The 19,350-nt window shown below is 36.4% G+C and carries 13 protein-coding genes; 7 read left to right on the top strand and 6 right to left on the bottom strand.

Annotation, left to right across the window (positions count from 1 at the left end):
* The first annotated feature begins 283 nt into the window (after positions 1-283).
* Positions 284-2,722 (top strand): beta propeller repeat protein, encoded by a 2,439-nt coding sequence (locus tag HBB17_RS11785; RefSeq protein ID WP_167957700.1) that lies wholly within the window; start codon positions 284-286, stop codon positions 2,720-2,722.
* 403 nt (positions 2,723-3,125) lie between these two features.
* A complete protein-coding gene (locus HBB17_RS11790) occupies positions 3,126-3,965 on the top strand; it encodes a MerR family transcriptional regulator (RefSeq protein ID WP_167957701.1) in 840 nt (279 codons plus the stop codon).
* Positions 3,966-4,102: 137 nt separating this feature from the next.
* Here HBB17_RS11790 and HBB17_RS11795 read toward each other — a convergent pair whose 3' ends face one another.
* From HBB17_RS11795 to pflB, 3 genes are all read right to left on the bottom strand, one after another.
* Complete coding sequence (locus HBB17_RS11795) at positions 4,103-4,273, bottom strand: DUF362 domain-containing protein (protein ID WP_167957702.1); 171 nt, start codon at positions 4,271-4,273, stop codon at positions 4,103-4,105.
* Positions 4,274-4,363: 90 nt separating this feature from the next.
* Positions 4,364-5,101 carry a pyruvate formate-lyase-activating protein gene (pflA, locus tag HBB17_RS11800; RefSeq protein WP_167957703.1) on the bottom strand — a complete coding sequence of 246 codons (738 nt, stop codon included), beginning with the start codon at positions 5,099-5,101 and terminating at the stop codon, positions 4,364-4,366.
* Between the two features lie 245 nt (positions 5,102-5,346).
* Complete coding sequence (gene pflB / locus HBB17_RS11805) at positions 5,347-7,578, bottom strand: formate C-acetyltransferase (protein ID WP_167957704.1); 2,232 nt, start codon at positions 7,576-7,578, stop codon at positions 5,347-5,349.
* A 579-nt stretch (positions 7,579-8,157) separates the two neighbouring features.
* Between pflB and HBB17_RS11810 the strand changes: the two genes are divergently transcribed.
* Positions 8,158-8,361 (top strand): DUF1858 domain-containing protein, encoded by a 204-nt coding sequence (locus tag HBB17_RS11810; RefSeq protein ID WP_167957705.1) that lies wholly within the window; start codon positions 8,158-8,160, stop codon positions 8,359-8,361.
* Between the two features lie 67 nt (positions 8,362-8,428).
* Here the strand turns inward: HBB17_RS11810 and HBB17_RS11815 are convergent, their stop codons facing one another.
* From HBB17_RS11815 to HBB17_RS11825, 3 genes are all read right to left on the bottom strand, one after another.
* Positions 8,429-11,557 carry a X2-like carbohydrate binding domain-containing protein gene (locus HBB17_RS11815; RefSeq protein ID WP_167957706.1) on the bottom strand — a complete coding sequence of 1,043 codons (3,129 nt, stop codon included), beginning with the start codon at positions 11,555-11,557 and terminating at the stop codon, positions 8,429-8,431.
* Positions 11,558-11,979: 422 nt separating this feature from the next.
* Positions 11,980-12,786, bottom strand: coding sequence for an adaptor protein MecA (locus HBB17_RS11820; protein ID WP_167957707.1), 807 nt, complete (start codon positions 12,784-12,786; stop codon positions 11,980-11,982).
* Positions 12,787-12,934: 148 nt separating this feature from the next.
* Entirely contained in the window at positions 12,935-14,722 is a 1,788-nt protein-coding gene (locus HBB17_RS11825) for a methyl-accepting chemotaxis protein (RefSeq protein WP_167957708.1), read from the bottom strand.
* Between the two features lie 268 nt (positions 14,723-14,990).
* Between HBB17_RS11825 and HBB17_RS11830 the strand changes: the two genes are divergently transcribed.
* From HBB17_RS11830 to HBB17_RS11845, 4 genes are all read left to right on the top strand, one after another.
* Positions 14,991-16,385 carry a serine/threonine protein kinase gene (locus tag HBB17_RS11830; RefSeq protein WP_167957709.1) on the top strand — a complete coding sequence of 465 codons (1,395 nt, stop codon included), beginning with the start codon at positions 14,991-14,993 and terminating at the stop codon, positions 16,383-16,385.
* The gene (locus HBB17_RS11835; protein ID WP_167957710.1) at positions 16,360-16,968 is read left to right on the top strand and encodes a hypothetical protein; all 609 of its coding nucleotides are present in this window, start codon (positions 16,360-16,362) and stop codon (positions 16,966-16,968) included. Before HBB17_RS11830 ends, HBB17_RS11835 begins: the two co-directional genes overlap by 26 nt.
* A gap of 65 nt (positions 16,969-17,033) precedes the next feature.
* Positions 17,034-17,894: an SAF domain-containing protein gene (locus tag HBB17_RS11840; RefSeq protein WP_167957711.1), complete on the top strand. Its 861-nt coding sequence runs from the start codon at positions 17,034-17,036 to the stop codon at positions 17,892-17,894.
* Positions 17,895-18,267: 373 nt separating this feature from the next.
* Complete coding sequence (locus HBB17_RS11845; protein WP_167957712.1) at positions 18,268-19,221, top strand: hypothetical protein; 954 nt, start codon at positions 18,268-18,270, stop codon at positions 19,219-19,221.
* Positions 19,222-19,350 lie beyond the last annotated feature (129 nt).

Consider the following 19,350-nt stretch of genomic DNA (forward strand, 5'->3'; position numbering starts at 1 on the left):
GATAACTTTCCATCAAAATATTCTTTGCATGCTGCTAGCCTTATTTCTGTCGTATATTTGGACATAAAAATTTCCCCCTAAGTAGATTTGGTTATTTACCTTGTCTACTTAAGGGGAATCATATCAATTTGAACATATAAGGCTATTTTTTTATGTACAATAACACTAGTTTTGTTGGTGTTATTTTTATACGAATTTGCTATTATAGTAATGGAGAAATGGTATTACAGAGAAAAGTATAGTAACTTTACTCGTAGACTTATGAAAGGATGAGGGAACGAAGATGAATAATAAGATGGAAACACGAGCGTATACATATCAAAACATACCAATACCAGGAGGTGGGTATGTAACAGGTTTTTTATTTGATGAGAAAGAAAAGAATGTATTGTATGCAAGAACAGATATTGGGGGAACGTATCGATTTGATTTTGCAAATCGTACATGGAAATCATTGATTAATCATGTACGACAGGATGATGTTGCAGAGACTTATCCACTATCTTTTGCAGTTGATAACAAAAAACGTGGATTATTATATATTGTTTGTGGATACAGTACGAAAAATACGGGCAAGTTGTGTATTTCTACAAACTATGGAGAGACCTTTACTTATAAGAACATGCCTTGTAAAATCCATGGAAATAACCCAGGTCGTGGGACAGGAGAACGTCTTTTGGTGGATCCAGTAAACAGTAATATCTTGTACTTTGGTTCACAATCGGAAGGATTAATGCGTTCGGTGGATCAGGGAGAGCACTGGGAGTTCTTAACGGTATCTTCTACTATGGAGAAAGAGAAGAATGAAAAAGAGATTACATTTGTTTGGATTGACCCACGGGTAAGTAAGAATGGACGTTCTCAGATAATTGTGGTAGGTACTTCTGGAGAAGGCGGAGCGAAGTGTAAACATCGTGGACAAAGTTTATATATCTCTACCAATGGTGGGGATTCTTTTGAGCCACTCAAGCAACCGAAGTCCTTATATGAGGAGAATGACGAGGAGGGATTTACTGGCTATGTAGGTGCAAGGTATGCCTTTGATGGAACCTATCTCTATGTAACAATGTCAGAAGCAGGACAGTATGGTTGGAGCTTTGCATGTTATAGTTGTGATTGTGGTATGCAAAAAAGAGGAAAAGTAATTCGTTATAAGCTATTGAATGGAATCGTAGAAGAGTATAAGGATATTACACCGACGGCTATGGATTTCGGAGTGAAGAATCTAGAGGATATTTCATTTGGAATGGGTGGAATTGCAACAACCTATGATACAAAACAGAGTACACCAGTTTTAATCTGTAGTACCATCTGTTATCAGCATCCTGGTGACATTATATTCATCTCCAGAGATCAAGGAGAGACATGGACAAAAAATCTACAAGGGTTAGAGACAGGAAAGATTCATTTTACGGTTCCATATATGAAGCCTGAATATAATGGAGGAGAGTCGATTCTTCACTGGTTAACCGATCTTAAGATTAATCCATTTGATGAGAACCATGCCATATTTAATAGTGGGACAGGGGCATTTGTTACCTACAATTTGTTGAGTGATGCCTGTTGTTGGGAACCGGAGTGTAGAGGAATTGAAGAGACGGTACATTTAAACTTATATGCACCTAGCAAAGGTGATGTAAAATTAATTGATATATTAGGAGATCTGGGTGGTTTTGCATTTACAGACTTGAATCAGCCTGCAGAGAATACATTTGCAGACGAAAAAAATGACCGTTACATTACTTGTATTAATGCAGATTACAGTGAAAACAATCAAGATTATGTGGTTGTGACTCCTAGAGGAAACTGGACAGGAAAAACAAAAGGTGGATTAATTGTATCAAACGACCAATGTAAAACATTCAAACATCTCCCACAGCCTTATGGCATTAAACCCTTTATTGATGAATTGATCAAAGAGATTGAACGCCCTAATGTAAATGCTGGATGGGTGGCAATGAGTGCAGATAGTAAAACAATTGTATGGTCCATTGGAAAGGTTTTGGCACTCCCTGTTAGTGCAATTGTATATACAAAAGATGAAGGGAAAACGTATCATCAATGTAGAATCTTTGATACAGATGGAGAGTGTATAAGCGAGACATATCAATGTCCACCAATTCCGGATTGGAAAACGTATGATGAATTCTTTGCATATTGTAATTCTCATAGAAATATGAAAGTTATGGCGGACCGTGTTAACCCAGATCTCTTTTATGGATTTGGAGAGGCATCTCAATTTTATGTAAGTGTAGACGGTGGTGTAACCTTCTATCAAAAGAAGACTCCTGCAAACTTCCCAGAAGTGATTTTATCTGGTTTTGACTGCAACAATCATGCAGAGATTCGTGTTGAAGCTGACAAAGAGGGCGTAATCTGGATGGCGCTTGGTGAATACGGACTTTGGAAAGTGCAGTATGATAAAGAGACACAAGAATTTGTTGCCATACAGATTACGGAACCTGGGAATCAAGTAAAATGCCAGGGAATGGGGCTTGGCTTACATGGTGAAAAAGCAATCTATATGAGCGGAATACTTAATGGAGAGTATGGTTTCTTTGTAACAGAAGATGAAGGAAAGACATATTGTAAGCTGAATACAGAGGAGCAAATGTTTGGAGATATTATGAGTATTGTAGGTGACCCAAGAGTACCAGGACGGTTTTATATTGCAACTGGTTCTAGAGGGGTGCTCTATGGAACTAGAGTAGATGAGATGTAATTTTGTATAAGAACGTTTTAGTGTATTTACTGCCACAGGTTTTAATGCTGTACTAGGTTTGGAATTATTTCGAGGATTTTGCAAACAGTATAGTAGGAGGTAGAGAACGTTACACAGTGTGCATAAGTTATGTTTTAATTTTACGAAAAAACATAGAATGACAAGCTTCCTGTCAGAGATTAGAATTGAAACAAGAAGTGCCTTGTTATCTGTCGATAAGTTCTTTGGTTTATTGAATATTCTAATATTGCGCTCTTAAGACTCTATGATATAATGTAAATATATGGTAATTCATCAATGATAAAAGAGTTACCAGTTTCGGTACATGGTTTGTCGTACAAGCTTAGTTACGGAACGATCACCAGTATATGCGAATTATCAAAATAACAGAGGAGGATTATTCATGGGTGAAATTCGTTATATTATATCCGATGCGTCGAAGAAGATAGATGTGGAACCACATGCATTACGCTACTGGGAAGAAGAATTAGGATTAGATATACCAAGGAATGAGATGGGACATCGATATTATAGAGAAGAGGATGTTAAGATACTCCGGAATGTAAAATTGTTGAAGGAACAGGGGTTTCAATTAAGAGCCATTAAGATGATTCTTCCTAATATACATAAAATAGAAACACTAGATGCGAAAAGTATGCTTTTATTAAGAAACGAATTAAATGAGAGAGTCTTTGAACTGGAGAGTCGGCAGGAATTAAAAGAAAAACAAAATGTGGTTACAGAACCAGAAGAGAATGACTATAATAATTTAATCCATCTTGATGAAGTCCGTTCTGATCATATGAATAATGATGGGATAATACGTTTACACAAAGAAGACATGGGTGTACAGGATTTAAGGACGAGTTCTGAAGATAAAACTCTAGAATTACATGAGGACAATAAGAAAAACGAGTTAAACCCAGTGGAACCATCACAGGAAGAGATTGTTCATAGAGAAGATAAAATGATACAGTTTAAAAATATTATGAGTGATTTAATTATCAATGCTCTACGGGAAAACACCGATGAGCTAGCTGGAAATATTGGAAAAGTTGTATCCTTGAGCATGGCAAAGGAACTCGATTATCAGTTCAGGGAAAAAGAACAAAGAGAGGAGGAACGGTATAAGCATCTAGATGAAACGATACGTGCATTTCAGCGTGGACGAGCAGAGATTGCAGCTGCGCAATCGGAGGGAGGAAAGAGAAAAAATCGTTTTAAAAGAAAAGAGTTAATATAGGAAAAAGGGTTGCCCCATACATTATGTATAGGACAACCCTTTTTTTTGAATAATTATGTTCACTTGAAATTGATCTATGATCAAAACAATGAATGTATCTTCTTGATCAATAATCGGAGCAAACGCAATTACCTAGATTATTCTTGAGAGATTGCGCCTGTTGGACATGTAGCTGCACATGTTCCACAATCGATACATACATCAGGATTGATTTCGTATTGAGTAGCTCCTTCAGAAATTGCATCAACTGGACATTCAGCTGCACAAGCTCCACAGCTTACACAAATATCACTAATTTTATGTGCCATAATTGTTATCCTCCTTTAATATTTAATACCCTAATTGTAATATAAACAAGCCCCTTTTACAAGTAAAACTTATGTCGATATTTGCGCGAATTATACATTGGCATAAACCGAAATTCCACTTGTTTCAAGGACTTTTTTAACCTCTTCTATTAATGCCAAAGAGGGTTCTTTTGTATCCTTTAATGCGTACTTATACCCCAATTCTTCCCATTTGTATTCGCCCATTTTATGAAAAGGCAGTAATTCAATTCGGGATACATTAGGATAATTTTTTAGGTGAGATGCTAAGGCAGTAATAGAATCTATATTATCGGTTAAGCCAGGTACAAGAACATATCGAATCCATGTCTTAATATTTTTTTCTTTTATATAATCTAAAAACTGTAAGGTATGGTCAAGTGCAACCCCAGTTACTGTTTTGAATACGGTTGGATCAAAGTTTTTGATGTCTAATAATACGATATCGGTATACTCTAGTACTTCTTTTACCTGATCATTGAATATAAAGCCGGAGGTGTCCAAAGCAGTTGATATTCCTTGTTCCTTACATAAAGCAAATGATTCCTTAACAAATTCTGCTTGTAACAGTGGCTCTCCTCCAGTAAATGTTGTTCCTCCACCGGAGAATTTCATATAGGATTTATATTTTACGATTTCGTCTACCAGTTCTTTTGGTGTGTATTCTTTTCCTTTCTTCGTGTCCCATGTGTCGGGATTATGGCAATATTGACACCGCAAAGGACAACCTTGTAGAAAGGTTACAAAGCGGATTCCAGGACCATCTACGGTACCGCAGGTTTCTAGGGAATGAATTCTACCAATAGTCATTGTCTGTTCCTCCTATGTTACTTGATTGTTTGTCTAATCAAATCTTCTTATTAATTATTTAACAGATACATTTAAGGAGTATATAATCGGTTTTTATATGAAATAAGGAAATTTGATTAAACAAACATTTTATAAACGGGAGGTCGCAACATATTCTGTGAGTATGGTCGCAATGCCTCCCGTAGTATCAACCACTATGAATTCTAAAAATTAAAGTATTAGAATTCATAGCGATTCGTATGAAATTAGTTTCTTTCGTGGAATGTACGGCTGATTACGTCTAATTGTTGTTCTCTTGTCAACTTAATAAAGTTAACAGCATAACCAGATACACGAACGGTTAATTGTGGATACTTTTCTGGATGATCCATTGCATCTAATAATGTTTCGCGATCGAATACATTGACATTGATGTGGTGTCCACCATCATTGAAGTAACCATCTAATAAAGCTGATAAATGGTTTTCTCTTGAATCTTCATCTTTACCAAGAGCATTTGGTACGATAGAGAATGTATAAGAAATACCATCTTGTGCATCTTTGTAAGGTAACTTAGCAACAGATGCCATAGAAGCGATTGCACCGTTGGTATCTCTTCCGTGCATTGGGTTCGCACCAGGAGCTAGAGGTACACCAGCTTTACGTCCATCTGGAGTACTTCCTGTTTTCTTACCATACACTACGTTAGAAGTGATTGTAAGGATTGAAAGAGTAGGTACTGCTTTTCTATAAGTCTTTTGTTTACGAATCTTATTCATGAATTTCTCTACCATCATAACAGCGATGCTATCAACACGATCATCGTTGTTTCCGTATTTAGGGAAGTCACCTTCGATTTCGTAATCAATTGCTAAACCGGATTCATCACGAATTGGTTTTACTTTAGCGTATTTGATTGCTGATAATGCATCTGCTACTACAGAAAGACCAGCAATACCAGTTGCTTCTGTTCTTAAGATTTCAAGATCATGAAGAGCCATTTGAAGTCTTTCGTAATTGTATTTATCATGCATATAGTGGATTACGTTAAGTGTATTCACATATAATTCAGCTAACCATTCTAAGATTTGATCGTATTTTAACATTACTTCATCATAATCTAGGTATTCTGATGTGATAGGAGCGAATAAAGGAGCGATTTGTTCACCAGTTTTTTCATCTCTACCACCATTAATTGTGTAAAGTAAAGCTTTTGCAAGGTTTGCTCTAGCACCGAAGAACTGCATTTGTTTACCAATTCTCATTGCAGATACACAACAAGCGATGCCGTAGTCATCTCCCCAATAGTTTCTCATTAAGTCGTCATTTTCATACTGAATGGAACTAGTTGTAATAGAAACTTTTGAACAGAATTTTTTGAAGCCTTCTGGTAATGAAGTAGACCAAAGAACAGTTAAATTTGGTTCTGGTGCTGGTCCTAAGTTTACTAAAGTGTGAAGAATACGGAAGCTGTTTTTTGTTACTAATGTTCTTCCGTCTGTACCCATACCACCAATTGATTCTGTTACCCAAGTTGGATCGCCTGAGAATAGATCATTGTATGCAGGTGTACGAAGGAAACGAACCATACGTAATTTCATAACAAAATGGTCCATAATTTCTTGTGCAAGTTCTTCTGTTAATGTACCATTTTTTAAATCTCTTTCTACATAGATATCTAAGAAAGTTGATACACGGCCAAGTGACATTGCAGCACCATCTTGTTCTTTAACAGCAGCAAGGTATGCAAAATAAGTCCATTGTGTAGCTTCCACTGCATTCTTAGCTGGTTGAGTTAGATCAAAGCCATAGCTTTGCCCCATAGCGATTAATAATTTTAATGCTTTAATCTGTTCAGAGATTTCTTCACGAAGTCTGATGTCTGGAGATTCAAGACAGTTGATCTCTAAACGTTTCTTTTGTTCTAATTTTTCTTCGATTAAGCGATCCACTCCGTATAAAGCAACTCTTCTGTAGTCACCGATGATACGACCACGACCATATGCATCTGGAAGACCAGTGATAATTGCAGAGTGTCTTGCTTTTTTCATATCTTCTGTATAAGCGTCAAATACACCATCATTGTGTGTTTTACGATTGCTGGTGTAGATACTTTCTGTTTGTTTGTCAAGTTGGTATCCGTAAGATTCAAGTGCAGTTTTAACCATACGCACACCACCATTAGGGAAAATACCTCTCTTAAGTGGCTTATCTGTTTGGAAACCTACGATTACTTCTTTTTCTTTGTCAACATAACCAGGACCAAATGCAGTAATAGATGATGGAACTTTTGTTTCTGCATCTAAAATCCCTTTTTCATTTTCTTCTAACATGAGTTTCTTAACAGCATCAAAAAGTTCTTCTGTATTCTTTGTTGCACCTGCTAAGAAAGAATCGTCACCTTCATAAGGTGTGTAGTTTGCTTGAATGAAGCCACGGACATCAATTTCTTTTGTCCAGTCTCCAGTTGTAAAACCTTCCCATTGTGGTTTACACATAATATTGTCCTCCTGTCTGTAACATAATTGTTTGTAGTTACGCAAATTTTATATTACAACCATTCAGTACCTCGAAAATCAGTATGACTGCCGAGTATCCAATCAATCTCATGGAGTGCTCTTACGCTTTGACTCAAATGAGCTGCTATACTGAATGTGAAATATATCGATGTCTTTTGTATGTTGTCGATATATTTACGCATATAAATTAAGGAAGGAAGATACCTACGGGGCAAACATCCTATGTAGTTTATTTGTCTGGTGGTTATCTGTTTTCCTTGTATCTGTATTATATCTGAATACTGTATACACGTCAACTGTTTGTTAAAAAATTATCGAAGATTCCGTGTACTTTTTATCGTACAAAATACATGCCCTTGCTTGACGTTCGTATTATCATAGAATATAATGATAAAAGAGTCAAAAAATCATGTATTTTACCTTTGACGTTCTAAGAATACAATAAAGAGAAATTGTGAATACTGAAAAATAACGACGTTTGAGAAAGTATTCTCTTGCCATGCTAGAAAGCATAAGAAAGGCAGTAGAAGAGAACTCAACATAAAGGAGGTCAATGAAATGGCTAAAGTAGCAAAGGATATGATTATCGCTGATATCGTTGCAATGGATGAAGGAACAATCCCTGTATTAATGAATGCTGGTATGCATTGTGTGGGTTGTCCATCAGCACAAGGAGAATCACTTGAAGAAGCTGCCATGGTTCATGGTATCAACGTAGATGAATTAGTAGCTAGCTTAAATGCATATTTAGAAAGCAAATAAGTGGGATACGACAGTATTAAAAGGGAAGGAACACTGTAAAAGTGTTCCTTCCCTTTTTGTTTGAATATTAAGGCTCAACTCCAAAACTTAACGTATTATTGATATAAGCGGTTACATAAGACCAACTGGTATAACTGCTAGCTGTTGCATTGAAAGAGTAGTCGTTTGATTGGTCATAATTTGACCAGTTGTCCTTTGCAATACGAAGTTGTAACTCAACAGAAGCACCAGGTGCTAGGCTACCTGTTGAGAATCCAGTTTGGAAGTAACAATTTGCATTTGTTTTTTCTGGATGAATATTTACAAAAGAACCAGTTATGTTAGAGCTTCCTACAGTTGACCAATCACACCAGTAACTTTGAGAAATATTGTCCTCGTTGGTATAATAATAACGAAGGCTTACCTTAGTTAAGTCAAGTGTTGTTGTACCTTTATTGGTTAATTTATATTTGATACTAATGGTATTCCCGGTTATTGAAGTTGTTCCATTGAACATCTGCACATCAAGATCAGAGTCAATCTCAACTTCTTGACTGGAGTCCGTAACAACGATTAGAAAAGTTCGAGACAATCCTGAACTAAAATCAAAGGTAAGTGTAGTCGTACCAGTTGATAAGGTTGCAAGATAATCAGTAGTTATTGTAACGGTTTCATCATTTACCTCATAATCGGTACCTAAGGTAAGAGTGGAGTTACCACATGTGATTTTATTCAATGCGTTACCATTCAGTGTCATTGATACGGTAAGATTGGATAATTCCGTACTATTTAAATCAATGGATGCTTCTGTTGGTGTGATCTCAGAGCTGACGACTGGAATAGGAGTATCTAGGGTATCTCCATATATAATTCCACGTCCATTGGTTCCGAGGTATACGCGGCCATAGATTCTCGGATCGCCAGTGATACACATATTAATCTTTCCATATTGGTGGGCGTCATCATTAATACGAATCCAGCTTTCTCCACAGTCATCAGAACGGAAAATACCACGTACGCCATTAATTTTAGCGGTTGTATAGAGTGCCATATAATCTGCACCTTCTGCCGCTTTACCAAAGCCAATGGTATCTGCTTCTTCTACATTCGATAATTTAGTGAATGTAGCTCCAGAATCGGTAGAATGCCATAATCCATACGTTCCATCCTCGGTATTGCCACCAGCAAACCAGATATCTCCTTCAATTCCTGGAACCGTCTTGAATGCACAAGTTGCTTTTTCTGCTTGTGAATGTACAACGGATGAGGCATGTTCAGGAAGACCAGTAGCGCCGGTTGCTGCAAAGGAAACACCACCATCTGTACTTATATAGAATACACCGCTCTTAAATGCGTAGAATTTATTTGGATTAACACGGTCTGAGTAAATAGAGGATTGTGCAGGTAAGCCGGAGCAGGCTGTCCAAGAGTTACCGCCTGTTGTGGAACGGTACACAGAAATTTCTGTACCAGAACTATCTGGATTAGGGCTCCAAAGTATGACGGAACCATCTGCGGACACAGCAACTTGTCCACCACCCGCAACACCAGTAGGCTCGCTATTAACAGAGTACCAATTTGATCCGCCATCATTACTGATTGCACATGCTTTATTCGTAGTATAACTTCGGTCCACATTACCGACACGCACCACATAATTTGAATTGGATTCGGCATAATCTATACATGTTGTTGATACAAAGATCGGACTTACATATCCATAGGAAGGAACAGAAGTAAAACTTTCATGACGGAAGCCACCAATATCTCCTAGACCGCTTAATAGATGAGAGGTACCAGTTGGTAAGCTCACAAGGGAAATTACTGCAGTTTCCTCTATTCCAGAAGCATAAGGTTCAATGGTTAATGTCTGATCCGAATCCCAATTTGTTAATTCAGTAGTACCATAGATGGTAGCACCTGTTCCATAAAACATTCGATCAGAGTTAAATGGATCAATTTCAAGGTCACCAATCATCCAACCTAGTTTTGGAGATGGGGAATCGGCATTAAGAGCGCCATCAATACCAAAATTAAGCCAAGGGGTATTGGAGATATCCAAATCATAACGAAGGGAACGGGTTGGATAAGCGTACCATGACCATGCACTTGTCCAAGTTACTCCACCATCGGTACTTCTATAGATATTGGCATCAGGCCACCAACAATTAAGTGTAGAGACCATAAGGGTATCTGGATTTTGTGCATCAACGGATAAGCCGCCATATCCGAAGTAGTTATCATCACTCGTTGAGGATACAGGAGAAATATCCAACCATTCTCCCGTAGCAGTATTATATCGATAAACATATCCTTTGGAACCATCATAAGGGCCACAGCCATTGCTGTAGGAGATATACAACATACCATTGGAAGAAAGAACACCATGATGAGGAAGGTAACCAACAGGTTGTCCAGAAATGGCTTCCCATGTGGTTCCACCATCGGTACTACGATAGATGCAATTACCGGTATCAGCAGTACCAATGTAGATGGTTTGTGTAGCAGTTCCAAGAGTACTGCTTGATTTATCAAAAGTAATCCAGGCAATACCAATTGCTTCAGAACCATACTCTTCACCAGGACTTTGCACATAAGTTCCTGTAGTTGTAAAGCTCTCAACTTGATTCCAGGTTACACCGTAATCAGTACTTTTCCAAAGACCATTCTCACCGCGGGCACCAAAATAGATAATATTATTCGAGTTTGGATCAATAACAAGTCGTTCGCCCATACTCCGACCTGGCATATTCCCACCAACTTTAAATGGAAGAGAGGTTGTTTCCCATGTATCTCCCTTATCAGTGGAACGCATAATCTGGCCGTTGGTATCCCAAGAGTTGGTGTATGTACCGGTCGCCATGTAAACACGGTTTGTATCGATTGGATCTGTTGCAAGTGCGTCTACACCATTCTTATTCCAATCAGCCCAACCTACAGAATCATTAAGTGATTTCCAACTCTGCGTTGCTTCATTCCAACGGTAGGCACCTCCAATGTCAGTTCTGGCATAGATTAGATTTGGTTCTGTTTCATTAAAGATAATACCTGGAACAAAACCACCACCATTTAATGCTACATTGTTCCAAGAATATGATTCACTTGGAATGGTTTCGGTAGATGCAAGGGCATCTGGAGTAGGGTGGAGTGAGCCCATTACAAAAACGGTTGCTAAAATAACAGAAAATAACTTTCGCTTACTTACTTGTTTCCTCATAAGAAACCTCCTTTTTGAAAAACACTGGTTAATTGGTGATTAAGTAAGATAAAACGGTCCGATTGCCTGAAAATCTAGCTAATCATAAAGTGAAAGATTTCGTAAAATAGTATGTAGATAAATAGTGGTAAGTGGAGTGAATAATAGGTAACGTATTATGTGGAATAAATAGTGAATGGTGTAGAAAAAGTATAAGACTAGAATTGTGTTGTAGATAAAGTGTCTAGAATAGTAAGTAATATAGTCAATAAAATGTAAATATATGACATATCCAACATAACATACTACGGAAATGATGTCAATGAATATTTACAAATATATACTGTAAATAACAATAAATAGCAAAATGGTAACAAAAAATACGACACATGAATATATAAAATATTACATGTGCCGTGTAGTATATGGTTGTAGCATTAACATTACATTACAGATAAGATTTGAATTGCACTGTCTTTTACAATTACTTCAAAATGTTCTGCATAATAATCAGCTGTTGCATACGTTGTTTTTTCCGATTTTCCATATTCGGTAATGATATTACATACTTTATTGAACTCCTCTGGTGTATGATCAGATTTGGTAATCAATAAATAATATCGTGAATCCATTTGGTTCTTGTATAACGTATTCACGCCTTTATACATGGAAACTAAGATTTCAGCTACGGATATGACTGTATCAAGGCAATCAAAGGAGAATACCTTTGTCATATTGGTAGTAATCGTTACAGAACTTTGAGGTTTTGGTACATCTGTATCTTCTGATGTCTTTTCCTCTTTTTGAGACTGGATTGCCTTTGGAAGAGGTATAAAATCTTCCGTATCCTTGTCATCTTTCATTGTATCATCAAGTAATTCATTTAATTGGTCAAAACAATTTATAATTTCATCTGCATATGGTTCATCATCTGCGTCTGGCTCAGATGATGATTGATCAGTATCAGCTGTAAACTTAGAAAATCTAGTATCAAGTTCATCAGGATCATCTACTTTGGTAATCACAAGGATAAGACATTCACTAGAGATTGGAATTGCTTCAATCATCAATGGAATATCGTCTGCTTCAAATCCGAATTCACAAGAAGCTTGTTGCATCATATCACGGAAAAGTTCTTTTGCTTTTTCTGTTCCATAAGCAAGTTCACTGATTTTGAGTTCACGATCGATTAAATCTTCTTTATTTAAAGTACATCGAATTTGGCTATCATTGATCTTTTCTATCTTCATAGAATCACATCCTTTTCTATGTTATTGAAAACTCAAGCTGTTGTTAGTTACAGGAAGAATGATAGCAGGTAAACTGGTACACTCATCCGTATACAAAGTATAATTCATGATACTCATAAAGTCAATAACATAAACTGTGAACAATTCGCTATAATTGAAAGCAGTGGACAAAGTTAAGCAATCGTTCCATCTCGGTCAAATGTTTCTGTACTGCCTGTATATTTTCCTCAGCAGCATGTTCATTTGAGTAAGAAATTGCGGTTACTTTTGGTAATTCTTCTGTTATTTGATCTACCAGTGTATATTGTGTTTGGCTTGAGGAATGAATACTACTAACTAGTGTATGCATTTGATGGGATATGTTGACCGTGTAGGATAGGGAATCACTGGTTGTAGCTGTCATTTCAGAACATGTTTGAATATTGGTGAGCATAGTCTGGATAAAAGGTCGAATGGTAGAAACGGCTTCCATACATTGTTTGGATAAATTGGTCATTTCATTAGCTACCACTAAAAATGTTCCGCCTGTATTAGCAGCATGTGCAGCTTCAATGGTTGCATTTAAAGCAACTAGTTGCGTCTTTCTTGCGATACCTTCAATAATTTGGGTGACAGTGGTGATCTGTCTCGACTGTTCTTTAATGGAAGCAACTTGATTTTCCAAAAGTTCCATATGATTTTGCGCCTTGGATACATAATCAGTCATTGTACGAAAGATTTCTTGGAGTTTTGTAGCGAGATCTGCATTATTGGTAGCAAAATCCGATATGGTGTGAATCTGCGTTGTTAGGGATTGAATGGTATTAGTCTGTGTCTTCGCTCCAGACTGTATGGTTAATGATTGATCCTGAACGTTTATAGACATACTTTGAGCATCTTCACAACTACATTGAATCTGGCTAATATTATCATGTAAAAATCGAATGATACTGATTAGGGATTCCTTAATTGGCAAAAAGTCACCTACGTAATCCTCCTCAGGCGTATGAGTTAGATTTTTGTTCTCTAATTGATTAAGGACAACTATTATATTATCAATATAGCGGTTAAGGCGACTCTGGGTTACTCGTGTTGCTTCGCATACATTTCCAAGTTCGTTTAAGGAATGATATGCGATCTCTGTATGTAGGTTTCCCATTGCCATCTCATTCATACAATTTTGTATTTCATTAAGTGGTGATAAGATACCTTTTGTTGTTTTTCGTGATATAAGAATAGCTAAAAATCCGCCAGAGATTGTAAGCAGAATATAAGATATAATTGATAATACGGTTTGTCTTTTGGAAAGGGAGATGTATTGGTCTGCATAATGGTTGGCATTCTCAATAACGCTTTCCAAGGTAGTTGTAATGGAAGCTAAGATTGGGACATAATCATTTTTGTAAGTCTTAAATACAGCCGGTATGTCACCACTATTGGTAGCAGATAATACTTGGTCACGGTACCTTTGAAATTTTTCTAGTTCAACGGTAAGTTCCTTCTGGTCTTCAGCTGTTAGACTGTGAATAGAAGAATTGGAGGAAGAGAGGGAGATAATGGAGTTCTCCAGCTCAAGATAATAGTTTTCGGACTCCTGAATATACTTGGATTGTAGATTTTCTTTATCCGTTGCAATGGCACGATACATATAATTTTGAATTAGCAAAAGTGAATTCTTTGAATAAAGTGCAGTTGTATGAATAGAGTATGAATCTTGATAAAAACTTAACAATCTATGATTCATATGCAATTGATTTACTAGACCAATTAAGGCAGTAAGACACACAAAAGCTAATATTGCCATTGTATTGTAACGTAGTTGTTTTCCTATGGATAAATTATGTATTCTAGTAAGGAGAAGCTCCCAATAAAATTTACATTTTCTCTTCTTAGTATGGATTTGCTGTTTCCCTCTAGCTTGTTTTTTACCTCTGGGTGTATGAATAAAATGTTTCATTATATATATATTTCCTCCCCGTATTTATTTGAACGAATGGATTCGTCGGTTACCTCAGTATTTATTCTTGTTTATAGGATAAACATAGCAAGTGAATGTGAAGATTAGATTAAATTCGGGTAAAATGTTATAAGATTAGCAAATAAATTTTGTTAGATATTTACAATAAAAAGAAATTGCGTATTTTGACAGAATAATTTATAATAGCTTAAGAGATGTAATAATTTTACAAGTTCTTTCTTCAAAGAAAGGAGGATACAATGATCATTTGTTAGAAAAATACAAGATCATAAAAAAGCTTGGAAGTGGTGGTACAAGTACTGTATATCTTGCAGAGCATCGCATACTTCATTCACTACGAGTTATCAAGTGCATCAAAAAGAAAAAGGATCAGAATGCATTACAAGAAGCTAGAATCTTAAGTCAGCTACATCATAGCCGTATCCCATTGTTATACGATTGGGAAGAAGACGAGGAGAGGATCTATCTCGTTATGGAATACTATGATGGACAATCATTAAATTCTTATATACGAACTCAGAAGGAAGTCAATGAGGAACGTATTCTACAATTCTCACTACAAATCTGTGAGGTAATTCATTATTTACATAGTCAGAAAAATTCCATATTGTATCTTGATCTAAAGCCAGATAATATTCTTGTTTCGGGACAGGGAATTAAGATCATTGATTTTGGTTGTGCGGTATTCAAGAATGATGTTCCTACTATGCAAAAGATGGTAGGTACCATTGGTTATGCTGCACCAGAACAATATAACGGTTGCCAGATTGATGAGAGGACAGATCTCTATGGTATTGGTATGGTTATGTATTATATGGTCACTGGAGAGATGATTCGCCCTGACAAAGTAATACCGTCAATTAGTTGGAAGACACATTGCTCAAGGCGGTTAGGCGAGATCATTGAACGGTGTATACAGGAAAATCCAAGAATGCGATATGGAAGTATTGATCAATTACAATTGGCTTTAGCAAAGCTACAGAAGAAGTTGAGAAAAAAACAGGGTTGTAAAAGAAAAACATCTCTAACGATTGCAGTAGCAGGAACACAACATAAGGTTGGAACAACACATGTAGCATTGACGTTAAGTAAATATTGCAAAAAATACATGGGAAAAACGCTATATGTAGAATGCAACGATCAACATCACGCAGAACAAATCATTAACTGGAAAGGTAATTTCACCTTGCAAGAAGGCGTATATGTATCACCATGTCTCCATTTGTTGCCTCGTGCTTCTTTACCTATGGATGCAATGAATCAGTATGCAATACAGATTAGAGAGTATGGAATCATATGCAACGAGAACATACAGGAGTTTCAATCGGCGCAGATACGCATCTTAGTTACAATGGGAAAACCGTGGGAGCTTAAGTCGGGGACAAGTCTTTTCCCAGCGGGGGGATATAACGGGTTAACACTGGTTAATCTTGTTTCCTCTAGAGAGTTTATGGAAATTTGTCAGAAAGAAAATAGAAAGCAGATGGTACGTTTGCCGTATTTACCAGAGGTACTTATTCCACATTATGATCGTACCATATGGAATCTGCTTCAACGCATTCTAGAAGATGAATTACAGAGATTGGAATCAGAGCAAGGAAAGAGGGATGTGGTGAGTGAGAATACGACGTTGGAAAGATAAACGTAAATCCAAAGGAAGAGAGCAATGCAAAATTATTGGAATGGTAGGGGCCATGGAAGGTGTTGGCGTCACACATACATTGCTTGCTCTGTCCACGTATTTGTCTGGATATCAAGGCAAACGGGTTGCATATGTGGAATTTCGAGAAATATCCCATGTACATTTCCTTCGTAAGGCAGCAGGAATAGAGAGTGAAGATTCTTCATTTACACTTAGAGGAGTTGATTATTATCCAGAAGCGGATGAGATGGTATGGCTGCAATTACAGCAAATTTCTTATGATTATATTCTTATTGACTATGGTGTTTACTGCACAGATCAGATGGAGCAGTATGCTAGGTGTCATGTTAACATTTTAATCGGAAGTTTGTGTGAATGGAAACGAAATGCATATGAACAGATTCTTCAAACAGTAAATTATAGTAGTAGTCCATGGATTTGTTTTGCATCATTATCAAGTGAGTATGATCGAAAGAAGATTAAGCAGGAGTATGGAGTCTACGTATGGGGTGTTCCATGCATAGTGGATCCCTTTATATTGGAAAAGCATGTAACTTCATTTTGGAATCAATTTTCATTATAAAGGAGTTTCCCAATAACATAGGAAAGGGTTGATACATGTCTATTATTAGAAAAGGGAAAAGAAGGATGGCAAAAGGGAAAATAGCTGTCGTAGTCATTGGAATGATATTACTTGTTGGTGGGATTGGAACAGGGATTGTTCTTTCGATTCAATCAAAAAACAAGCAAGAGGCGAGTTCTTCAATTGTAAATAACCAATATGGGATAGTCATAACAGCAGATTTAAAACAAGGAGAGATTATTACGATTGATCAGATTAAACAAGTTGCTTTAACAGAGGAGCTACAAGTGCTGAATGCTGCTTCCTATGAAGAGGTAATAGGAAAACGCCTTCGTTATAAAGTTGCTGCCAATACCATGCTTATACCAGAAATGATAGAAGATGGAGAAAAGGTCAGCGAAGATACAAGAAAGCACTGCTATCATTTTATAGAAATGACGGATGCACTTTGTGTAGGTGACTACGTTGACATTCGTATACAATTTCCAAATGGTGCAGATTACATCATCTTATCAAAAAAGAAAGTGCTGGCGTGTTCCCAATATAATGAGCAAGAAGGCACACAGAATGATTTATGGCTTGAAGTATCGGAGGAAGAAATTTTATTGCTGTCAAGTGCAGTTGTAGATGCTGTTTTGCAAGAACAAGCAAGAATTTATGCCATTCAATATGTATCCCAAGATCAAGAAAAAGCAATTATTACATATCCTGAGAATGAAATTGTACATGCATTGATTCAAGAAGATCCGAACATCATTCAACAAGCAATTAAGAAGATGGAAAACCGAGTTAGAGAACGGGTAAATATGGGACTTAAAGAGTATGGACAAGAACAGGATAAGGGATATACCAATGAACAAGATCCATCCAATGATGGTGGAGACGACGTGACCCTTGATCAATTAGAGATCAATTATGTAGATTGAGTTGCACTTTAATTGTAAAGGAATAGTTGTCTAAAGTAATAATGGATTTTAGTCGAATAGGTAGTTGAAAGGAAATAGGTAGTTTGAAGTAAAATTAGTAATTTGAAGTAAAGAAGTACATTGTATAGGCACATAATACGCAAGAGTTGAAACAGGATCCGGATAGATATATCACACAGCAATCTCCTTATCCAAATGCACCTTCAAGGGTTAATTGAATGGTTTCCTTACTCAATTCTTGCGTAACTTGTATTCAAAAGCATTCAAACGTTACTTTTGAGAGATTTTATGATATACTATATACTGTTTAGCAAAATTTGAAGAAGCATTAAGGGAATTAATGCGAACGATGAAAATCGTATTTGGAGGTATTATGAATACATATGAAGTACGAAAACAGATACAGAAAGAAAATAAGAATAAGCTGATTGGTGAGATTGGTATGGTTCTTTTCTTATTGGTTATTCTTTGCTGTATTGTATTTGTTGGTAGATTATCCAATCCATTTCATGTATTAGATAGCAAGAATGGGAAAGACTTAGTGAAGGAATATGAAGCGGGAACGGATTATGTCAAAGTAAGGAATGCAACGTTAGAGTTTACTGGTTATTACAAAGAAGATAAGAATAATAATATTTTATACAATTGTTATGCAACGGTTATTGGTGAAGAAAAATTCTTTGTTTTTGTTCCGGCAAAACGGTCAGGAAAAGACCCAAAAGACCCGGATAAAACTCTATCAAACTATTCATTTACAGCACGTATGCACAAGGATTCAGAGTTATTAAGCGTAGTCGCAAAAGATTATGAGTTAACAGTAGAAGAATTGGTTGAAACAGACGTGATCTCAACCATTGTTCTAGATGAAGCAGATTTGGATCTAACCAGAATGTATATTATCTGGATTGCACTTATATGTGTTATCTTGCTATGTATCTTGTACTGTATCATTTCATATGTTCACTTAAAAAGCATTTACAAAAGAAAAGAAATTTTAGAACTTCAAAAATATGGTCCAATTGATGAGGTATTGGATGCCATTAATGAGGAAGTTGCGAATCATCTAGTATTTGACTCAATTGCATTAAAAATTACAGAGCAGTATCTTCTTGCGTTTCGGTCAGGAAAAGTATATATACAAAAATGTAAGTACATCACGAACGTATTGATCACATCAAAGGTAAAAAAGGCGTATGGTATTGTAAAATTAGGGTATGAGAATTTTCTCCAGATTTATGAGGGTGAACAAGTTGTATTTGAGTTACCTATGGAGAATGAAATAGAGGCAAAAGAGATTCTTGAAGTGATGAACAGGAAGAAACAATAGGTGACAGTAAGTCTACAGTAGAATAAGAAGAATAATGTGGATATCTTGAAATGACAAAGAAAAAAGTATGAAGTAATAGAATTTCCTATTATAAATGAAAAAGAAGTATGATTACGGAGAAAAACATAG

The organism is Anaerosporobacter faecicola, assembly GCF_012070565.1.
GTDB lineage: Bacteria > Bacillota > Clostridia > Lachnospirales > Lachnospiraceae > Anaerosporobacter > Anaerosporobacter faecicola.